Source organism: Mesorhizobium sp. M7A.F.Ca.CA.003.01.2.1, assembly GCF_003998945.1.
GTDB classification, from domain to species: Bacteria; Pseudomonadota; Alphaproteobacteria; order Rhizobiales; family Rhizobiaceae; genus Mesorhizobium; species Mesorhizobium ciceri.
On record NZ_RZRA01000110.1, the window covers coordinates 1 to 8,706 of the forward strand.

Genomic DNA, 8,706 nt, shown 5'->3' on the forward strand with positions numbered 1-8,706 from the left:
GCAGTGCCGTCGGAGCGCTACCCGCTGCTGGCGACCGATCTTTACCAGGTCATCGAATATTCCGACATTCCCTCAGGCGCCATCAACATCGTCACCGGTCGCAGCGCCGAACTCGCCGGCGTGCTGGCCAAGCATGACGATGTCGACGGGCTTTGGGTGTTCGCCGATGCCGAGACCTGCGCCAAGGCGGAAGCCGAGTCCATCGGCAACCTCAAGCGCGTCTGGAGCGGCAATGGCCGCGGCATCGACTGGGCATCCGACCAAGCCGCCGGCGACGCCTTCCTACGCCGCGCCGTCGAGGTCAAGAATGTCTGGGTGCCTTACGGCGATTGATGGCCTGCCGGTACTGTTCAGATCGTGTTCGGGCTTGACGCCCGGACAGATGTTCTTTAACGAGAAAAAACATCTTTATCAGTGAACGGTCAACGGCGCAGGCTGCACGATCACGCGTGACTGGCACATGACGCCTTGGCCAGCCGCAGGTAGACCCGGACTATCCCAGCGGACGAGGAGAACAGCATGGCGGATCTGGCAGGCAAGGTCGTTGTCGTCACGGCAGCGGCGCAAGGGATCGGCAAGGCGAGCGCACTGGCCTTCGCAAAAGCCGGCGCCATCGTCTACGCCACCGACATCAACGAGACGCTGCTGGCGGAACTCGCCAAGACGCCAGGGATCAAGACCCGCAAGCTGGACGTGCTCAACGACGAAGCCGTCAACGCCGCCTTTGCCGAGATCGGTGTCGTCGACGTGCTGTTCAATTGCGCCGGTTTCGTCCATTCGGGCTCGATCCTGGAGATGAAGGACGGCGACCTCGATTTCGCGCTGAACCTCAATGTCCGCGCCATGATCCGCACCAGCCGGGCCGTGCTGCCCGGCATGCTGGAACGCGGCGACGGATCGATCATCAACATGGCCTCGCTGGCCAGTTCCACCAAGGGCGTGCCCAACCGCTTCGTCTATGGCCTGACCAAGGCCGCGGTCATCGGCCTGACCAAGGCGATAGCCGCCGACTATGTCGGCAAGGGCATACGCTGCAACGCCATCTGCCCCGGCACGGTCGAGAGCCCGTCGCTGCAGGACCGCATGCACGCGCAAGGCGACTATGATGCCGCCCGCGCCGCCTTCATCGCCCGCCAGCCGATGGGCCGGCTCGGCACGCCGGAGGAAATCGCCGATCTGGCCGTCTACCTGGCCGGCGCCACGTACACGTCCGGGCAGGCCTACAATATCGACGGCGGCTGGTCGATCTGACTGCGGAATCTTGCGTGGGCCGGACGATCTGGCCCGTTGCCGGCGTTCAACAGGGGATCGAACAGTCTGAAAATCCCGCGCGCCGGCTATCTTGTATGGCGATCGCGCTTGTCCGTAGTCAGGTCGGTGAGTACGGTCCGCCGGTTCCTTGAAGGAGCAATCGCCTTGGCGGAAAGTTTGCAAAAGGCCGCGAGGCCGCAATCAGGAGAAGGATTTAGATGAAACTGCTGCGCTATGGCGAGGTGGGAAGCGAACGTCCCGGCCTGCTCGATGCGGATGGAACGATCCGTGATCTCTCCGCTCACGTCACCGATATCGGCGGCAAGGCACTCGATCCGGCATCGCTGGCAGCACTCGCCAAGCTAGATCCGAAGTCGCTGCCGGCGGTTTCCGGCAGCCCGCGCCTCGGCGCCTGCGTTGCCGGCACGGGCAAGTTCATCTGCATCGGCCTGAACTATTCCGACCACGCCGCCGAGACCGGCGCCACCGTGCCGCCGGAGCCGATCATCTTCATGAAGGCAAGCTCGGCCATTGTCGGGCCGGATGACGACGTGCTGATCCCCCGCGGCTCGGAGAAGACCGACTGGGAAGTCGAGCTGGCCGTGGTCATCGGCAAAACCGCCAAATATGTCAGCGAGGCCGATGCGCTCGACTATGTTGCCGGCTATAGCGTTGCCCACGACGTCTCCGAACGCGCCTTCCAGGCCGAGCGCCAGGGCCAGTGGACCAAGGGCAAGAGCTGCGACACCTTCGGCCCGACCGGCCCATGGCTGGTGACCAAAGACGAAGTGGCCGACCCGCAGAACCTCAAAATGTGGCTGACCGTCAACGGCAAGACGATGCAGAACGGCTCGACCAAGACCATGGTCTATGGCGTCAAGTATCTGGTTTCCTATCTCAGCCAGTTCATGTCGCTGCACCCCGGCGACATCATCTCCACCGGCACGCCGCCCGGCGTCGGGCTGGGCATGAAGCCGCCGGTGTTCTTGAAGGCCGGCGATGTGGTTGAACTGGGCATTGAAGGCCTGGGGCAGCAGAAGCAGACGTTCAAGGCGGACGTTTAGGCAGTACATTTCGGGGTCGGCGCTGCCCCCTCATCCGGCCGCTTCGCGGCCACCTTCTCCCCGCTGGGGAGAAGAGACTGGCGTCGGCGCTGACAATCTCCTCTCCCCTCGGGGAGAGGTCAGCCGAGCGAAGCGGAGGCTGGGTGAGGGGGCTGCGCCGGCGTATCTACTTCAGCACCTTCCCATCCGCACCAAACCGATACGTCTTCGCCGGATCCGGCGTCGCATACAGCGTGGCACCCGGCTCGGCATCGTAAACACCAAAAATCCGCACGGTGATCAGCCCGGCCTTCTCGCAGTCGAGATAGAGGTTGGTGTCGGCGCCGAGATGCTCGGCGTGCACCACCGTTCCCTTCCAGGAGCCGGATTTCGGATCGACGGTCAGATGTTCCGGCCGCACGCCGATGGTCCTGGCGGTTTCGCCGAGACGGGCGCCGTCGACGAAATTCATCTTCGGTGAGCCGATGAAGCCGGCGACGAACTCATTTGCCGGCGAATTGTAGAGCTCCATCGGGCCACCGATCTGCTCGATTTTCCCTGCGTTGAGCACCACGATCTTGTCGGCCAGGGTCATCGCCTCGACCTGGTCGTGGGTGACGTAGATCATCGTCGCCTTCAGCCGGCGGTGCAATTGCGCGATCTCGAGCCGCGTGTTGACACGCAGCGCGGCATCGAGGTTCGACAGCGGCTCGTCGAACAGAAACAGCTTCGGCTCGCGCACCACGGCGCGGCCGATGGCGACGCGCTGACGCTGGCCGCCGGAGAGTTCGGCCGGCCGCCTTTCGAGATAGGGCTCCAGCGACAGCATCGACGAGGCGATGCCGATGCGGCGCTCGATCTCCGGGGTCGGCGTGCCGGCCTGCTTGAGGCCGAGGCCCATATTGTTCTTCACCGTCAGATGCGGATAGAGCGCATAGGTCTGGAACACCATGGCGATGCCGCGCTTGGCCGGCGGCGTGGCCGAAACGTCCGCGCCATCGATGACGACGCGGCCCGAGGTCGAATCCTCCAGTCCGGCGATGACCCTGAGCAGGGTCGACTTGCCGCAGCCGGACGGCCCGACGAAAACGACGAACTCGCCGTCGTTCACTTCGAGGTTGATGCCCTTCAGCACCTCGACCGGCCCAAAGGCCTTCTTCACGTTCTCGATGTTCAGCGAGCCCACGGCTTCGTCCCTGTTCTAGAGTTTGACGGCGGCGCCACTGCGCACGCTCTCGTCGGCGGCAAGGCAGACGGCGAGCGATTTGACCGCGTCGTCCATATGTTTGGTGAGATCGAGATCCTCGCGGATTGCCTTCAGCACGAAGGCCTGTTCGAGGTCGCAGAGGTCCTGATGGCCGGGTTCGCCCTCCATCGACAACATCTCGTCTGGCTTGGCGAACTTGCCGTCCGCGCCGGTCGCCGCATTGTGCAGGCGGATGGTCGAGGTCTTGGTGTGGGTGTCGATGTCATCGGACTTCACACCTTCCTTCATGACGATCGACACGCAGCCATTGGGCGAGATGACGTCCTTCACGAAGAAGGCGGTTTCCGAAATCATCGGCCCCCAGCCGGCCTCATACCAGCCGACCGAACCGTCATCGAACAGCACCTGCAAGTGGCCGTAATTGTACATCGAGGGCGCGACCTCGTCGGTCAGCCGCACGCCCATGCCGCGCACTTCCACGGGCTTCGCATCGGTGATCTGCAGCATGACGTCGAGATAGTGCACGCCGCAATCGACGATCGGCGAGGTCGTCTGCATCAACTGCTTGTGCGTCTCCCAGGTATGGCCCGAGGATTGCTGGTTGAGGTTCATGCGGAAGACGTAGGGGCCGCCGAGCTTGCGCGCTTCGGCGATGAGCCTGATCCAGGACGGGTGATGGCGCAGGATGTAGCCGATCACCAGCTTCCTGCCGTTGGCCTTGGCCGCCGCGACGACGCGCCTGGCATCGGCCACCGTCGTTGCCAGCGGCTTTTCGACGAAGACGTGGCAACCGGCCTCGAACGCCTTCACCGCATAGTCGGCATGGCTGTCGGAATAGGTGGCGATGCAGGCGACATCGGGCTTTTCGTCACGCAATGCCTCGTCGAAGGAGCGCCTGATGCCGTAACCCGACAGCCCGTCCGGCAGCGGCACGTCGGAGCGATTGATCAGCGCCGCGATCTGGAAACCTGGATTGGTATGGTAGGCCAGCGCATGGCTGCGGCCCATATTGCCGAGGCCGGCGACGACGACACGCAGGGGTTGGGCCATTTCAATTCGCCTTTTCTTGACTGCGGGCTGCGAGAGCCACCATCACCTGTGGCTCACATTCATCTGCGACCCGCAGGGCTGCTTCTTCGCTGTCACACCGGGACAAAAGTCGAAAGCCATAGGCATCAACTCCGTCCTTGATCAGTGAAAGCCTCTGATCATCAGGCAAGGGATGCTCAAGGTTGAGCGCCTGCTCGAACGCTTTCGACTGCTCGTCTTCCATCTGGGAATTGACGCGCCAACGAATGTGACAATTGTATTCCTTCGGCCGGCGCTCCGGCCCAAGCCGTGCAAACCAGACAGCAGCGTTGATATAGAATTGCGGACCCCAGGAAGACTTCTGAAGGTTCAGCACACAGATCGTCTCCGGCCACTCTCGGTAGAAATTTTTGGCGCGAACGCCCCGGAATCCATAGTGGCTCGCTGTCTCGACGAGGGCCTGTACGATAGCTTCTTCCCCGCCGCTCACTTCACCGCTCCGGAAGTAATGCCGCGGATCAACTGCCGCGAGAAGATGACGTAGAGGATCAGCACCGGCATGATCGCCAGCGACAGCGCCGCCAGGATAGCGTTCCAGTTGGTGACGAACTGGCCGAGGAAGAGCTGCGCGCCGAGCGTCACCGTCTTGGTTTCTTCCGACGGCGCCAGGATCAGCGGGAACCACAGGTCATTCCAGATCGGGATCATGGTGAAGACGGCGACGGTTGCCATCGAGGGCCTGACCAGCGGCAGCACCAGGCGGAAGAAGATGGTGTATTCCGACAGGCCGTCGATGCGGCCGGCATTCTTCAGATCGTCGGACACCTGCTTCATGAACTCCGACAGGATGAACACGGCAAGCGGCAGGCCTTGCGCGGTGTAGACCAGGATCAGCGCCGTCAGCGTGTTGACCAGCCCGCTCGCCACCATCAATTGCAGGATGGCGACGGTGCCCAGCCGGATCGGGATCATGATGCCGAGCGCCAGATAGAGGCCCATCAGCGAGTTGCCGCGGAAGCGGTATTCCGACAGCGCGAACGCCGCCATGGCGCCGAACAGGAGCACGAGGAACAGGGAGGCGACGGTGACGACGAGGCTGTTCTGGAAATAGTGGATGAAGTCGCCCTGGCCGATGACGGTGGTGTAGCCGATCAGGTCGAAGGTTTTGGGCGTCGGCGGCGTCAGCGGCGCGCCGAAGATGCCGGCGCGGGACTTGAACGAGTTCATGATCACCAGGATCACCGGAAACAGCGCGATCACCGTGTAGGTCAACAGGATCGCATGGGCGCCGATGGTGCGGGGTACGGAACGGGTGGCGGTGCTCATCTCTCGGCCCCTCAGAACTGGTAGCGACGCAGGCGCGTCTGGACGAGAAAGAGATAGACGCAGACGCCGCCGAGGATGATCAGGAACATCATCGTGGCGATCGCCGCGCCCATATTGGGGTCGCCGACCTGCAGCTGGAAGCCGAAGAAGGCGCGGTAGAGGAAAGTGCCGAGAATATCGGTCGAATAGTTCGGCCCGGCGAGCGCGCCTTGCGCGGTGTAGATCAGGTCGAAGGCGTTGAAATTGCCGACGAAGGTGAGGATCGAGATGATGCCGATCGACGGCAGGATCAGCGGCAGCTTGATCTTCCAGAACTGCGCCAGGCCGGTGATGCCATCGCATTCGGCGGCCTCGATCACCTCTTCGGGGATCGACAGCAGGGCGGCGTAGATCAGCATCATCGGGATGCCGACGAACTGCCACACCGAAATCAGGCTGAGTGCGGTGAGCGCATATTGTTCCTTGCCGAGCCATGGCGTGAACAGGCTTTTCAGGCCGACGAGATCCATCAGATGCGGCGCTACGCCCCACAACGGGGACAGGATCAGCTTCCAGGCGAAACCGACGATGACGAAGGACAGGATGGTCGGCACGAAGATCGCCGTGCGGTAGAAGGCCGCGAACCTCAGTCTCGGGCTGGACAGAAGCGCGGCCAGCATGACGCCGATCGGGTTCTGCACCAGCATGTGGATGATAAAGAACCAGGTGTTGTTCCTCAGCGCGTTCCAGAAACCCACCGACCAGTTGGGATCGCCGAACAGCATGCGGAAGTTTTCCAGCCCGACGAAGACCTGGTGCTGCTCGATGTTGCGGAACAGCGAGAGCTGCAGCGTGCCGGCGAGCGGCAGGATCATGATTGCCGTGTAGACAAGCACCGCCGGCGCCAGGAAGACGCCTATATGCCAGCGGAACGGTCTTTTCGGTCTGATATCTGCGGCCATGAGTTCGGTCCCCGCCGTCTCTCGGTTCCAAAGGGTATCGATCTAGATGATGCCTCGATGCACGGCCCGACCATTCCTGCCGATGCGGCAGGAACAAAGGCCTGCGACTGATCAGCTAGCCTTCCCCGAAGAGAGGGTAAGGCCGGGAGGCGGTGCCGACAATCGCAATCTGAATAGGCGCACTTTGAATGAGGTAGTCCGGAACCGGCCAGGCGTGCGCCGGCCGGTTCCATTACCTGAGCTCTTACTTGGCCGGATGGTACCAGCTGTCGAGGCCGGTCTGCAGCTTCTTGGCCGCCGCTTCCGGCGTATCGGTGCCGTTGATGACGTTGGCCGATTCAACCCAGGTCTCGTTCTCGAGGTTCGGCGTGCCGCGCGACAGGATCTGGTAGGTCGAGCGGATCGTCGACTTGCACTTGCCGCGCCAGGAGACGAATTCCTGCGCCAGCGGGTCTTCCATCTTCACCGGCGAGGAGTTCAGGCTGAAGAAGCCCGGCAGTGCGTTGGCGTAGATGGTGGCGAAATCCGGCGAGGCGACCCAGGACAGGAAGGTCTTGGCCGCATCGGCGTTCTTCGAAGCCGCATTCAGGCCCATGCCGATATCGGTATGGTCGGAGATGTAGCAGGTGTCGCCGGCCTTCTCGACCGGCGGCGGGAAGGCGCCCATCTTGAACTGCGCCTGGGTGTTGAACAGGCCGATCTCCCACGAGCCGGCCGGGTAGATGGCGGCGCGGCCGAGCGTGAACAGGTTCTGGCTGTCCGGATAGGTCTGCGCCTCGAAGCCATCGCCGAGATAAGGCTTCCACTTGGCCAGTTCCTCATACGGCGCGACCCAGTCCTTGTCGGTCAGCTTCTGATCGCCCTTGATCAGCGCCGCGCGGCCGTCCTCGCCCTTCCAGTAGTTGGGGCCGATGTTCTGGTAGCCCATGGTCGCGGCTTCCCAGAGATCCTTGGTGCCCATCGCCATCGGGATGTAGGTGCCGTCGGCCTTGATCTTGTCGAGCGCGGCGAAGAACTCGTCGCGGGTCTCCGGCACCTTGATGCCGAGCTTGTCAAAGGCGTCCTTGTTGTAGATGAAGCCGTGGATGACCGAAGCCATCGGCACGCAGAAGCTCGCCTTGCCGTCGTCGGTCTGCCAGGCGGACTTGGCCACCGGCGAAAAGTTCTCCATGCCGGGCAGCGCCGAGAGATCGGCAAGGTTGCCCTTCTTGAACAGCTCAAGCGACTTGTCGAACGGGCGGCAGGTGATCAGGTCGCCCGCCGAGCCGGCGGCGAGCTTGGCGCCGAGCGCGGCGTCATATTCGGTCGGAGCCGACGGTGCGAACACGACCTTGATGCCCGGGTTCTTGGCTTCGAAAGCCGGGATCAGCTTGTCCTTCCAGATGGCAAGGTCGTCGCCGCGCCAGCTTTCGATGTTGAGCGTTACGTCGTCGGCGTGAGCCAACCCGGCCGAGCCGAGAATGCTGGTGCCCAAAAGCAGTGCCGTCAGTAGTTTCGTTGTCATGCTCAGTCTCCCTGTTGACCTTTTTCAGGTTCGGTTTTGATGAGAACAGAGGCTTTTGAGCCCTTGCTCCCCTCTATAGCGGAAAGGGCCGGCCGCAACTTCTGGCCGGCCTCTTCCAGTATCTTCTGCGCCGCGTCAGTGCTGTCGGCGCCGGCGGCGAGCAGAATGGCGGTCTTGACCGCGCCGCCGCTCTTTTCGAGCAGGCGGGCCGCTTCGTCCGTGCCGCGGCCGCTGACGGCGGCGACGATACGCGCCGCGCGGTCGCGCAGCTTGATGTTGTCGGCCATGAGATTGACCATGTAGCCGTCATGCACATGGCCGAGATGGATGGCGGTCAGCGTCGACAGCATGTTGAGCGCGATCTTCTGGGCAGTGCCGGCGCCCATGCGCGTGGAGCCGGCGATC

General features: G+C 62.9%; 9 protein-coding genes and 1 pseudogene. 3 read left to right on the plus strand and 7 right to left on the minus strand.

Annotated features, from left to right (window positions below; translation table 11 throughout):
- From EN969_RS07170 to EN969_RS07180, 3 genes are all read left to right on the plus strand, one after another.
- A partial coding sequence (locus EN969_RS07170; protein WP_127419047.1) for an aldehyde dehydrogenase family protein occupies positions 1-333 on the plus strand: 333 nt, incomplete at its 5' end.
- A gap of 186 nt (positions 334-519) precedes the next feature.
- Positions 520-1,251 (plus strand): SDR family oxidoreductase, encoded by a 732-nt coding sequence (locus EN969_RS07175; RefSeq protein WP_013528567.1) that lies wholly within the window; start codon positions 520-522, stop codon positions 1,249-1,251.
- A 218-nt stretch (positions 1,252-1,469) separates the two neighbouring features.
- Complete coding sequence (locus EN969_RS07180; RefSeq protein WP_024502142.1) at positions 1,470-2,315, plus strand: fumarylacetoacetate hydrolase family protein; 846 nt, start codon at positions 1,470-1,472, stop codon at positions 2,313-2,315.
- A gap of 166 nt (positions 2,316-2,481) precedes the next feature.
- On the opposite strand, the gene EN969_RS07185 is transcribed toward EN969_RS07180, so the two are convergent.
- From EN969_RS07185 to EN969_RS07215, 7 genes and pseudogenes are all read right to left on the minus strand, one after another.
- A complete protein-coding gene (locus EN969_RS07185; protein WP_024502143.1) occupies positions 2,482-3,480 on the minus strand; it encodes an ABC transporter ATP-binding protein in 999 nt (332 codons plus the stop codon).
- 15 nt (positions 3,481-3,495) lie between these two features.
- The gene (locus EN969_RS07190) at positions 3,496-4,551 is read right to left on the minus strand and encodes a Gfo/Idh/MocA family oxidoreductase (RefSeq protein WP_024502144.1); all 1,056 of its coding nucleotides are present in this window, start codon (positions 4,549-4,551) and stop codon (positions 3,496-3,498) included.
- A gap of 1 nt (position 4,552) precedes the next feature.
- A complete protein-coding gene (locus tag EN969_RS07195) occupies positions 4,553-5,020 on the minus strand; it encodes a DUF4304 domain-containing protein (protein ID WP_013528571.1) in 468 nt (155 codons plus the stop codon).
- A complete protein-coding gene (locus EN969_RS07200; protein ID WP_013528572.1) occupies positions 5,017-5,856 on the minus strand; it encodes a carbohydrate ABC transporter permease in 840 nt (279 codons plus the stop codon). The genes EN969_RS07195 and EN969_RS07200 overlap by 4 nt, the downstream gene beginning before the upstream one ends.
- Positions 5,857-5,867: 11 nt before the next feature.
- Complete coding sequence (locus EN969_RS07205) at positions 5,868-6,797, minus strand: sugar ABC transporter permease (RefSeq protein ID WP_013528573.1); 930 nt, start codon at positions 6,795-6,797, stop codon at positions 5,868-5,870.
- 244 nt (positions 6,798-7,041) lie between these two features.
- The gene (locus tag EN969_RS07210; RefSeq protein ID WP_013528574.1) at positions 7,042-8,301 is read right to left on the minus strand and encodes an ABC transporter substrate-binding protein; all 1,260 of its coding nucleotides are present in this window, start codon (positions 8,299-8,301) and stop codon (positions 7,042-7,044) included.
- A 2-nt stretch (positions 8,302-8,303) separates the two neighbouring features.
- Positions 8,304-8,706: pseudogene (locus EN969_RS07215) on the minus strand (N-acetylmuramic acid 6-phosphate etherase); the annotation flags it as partial.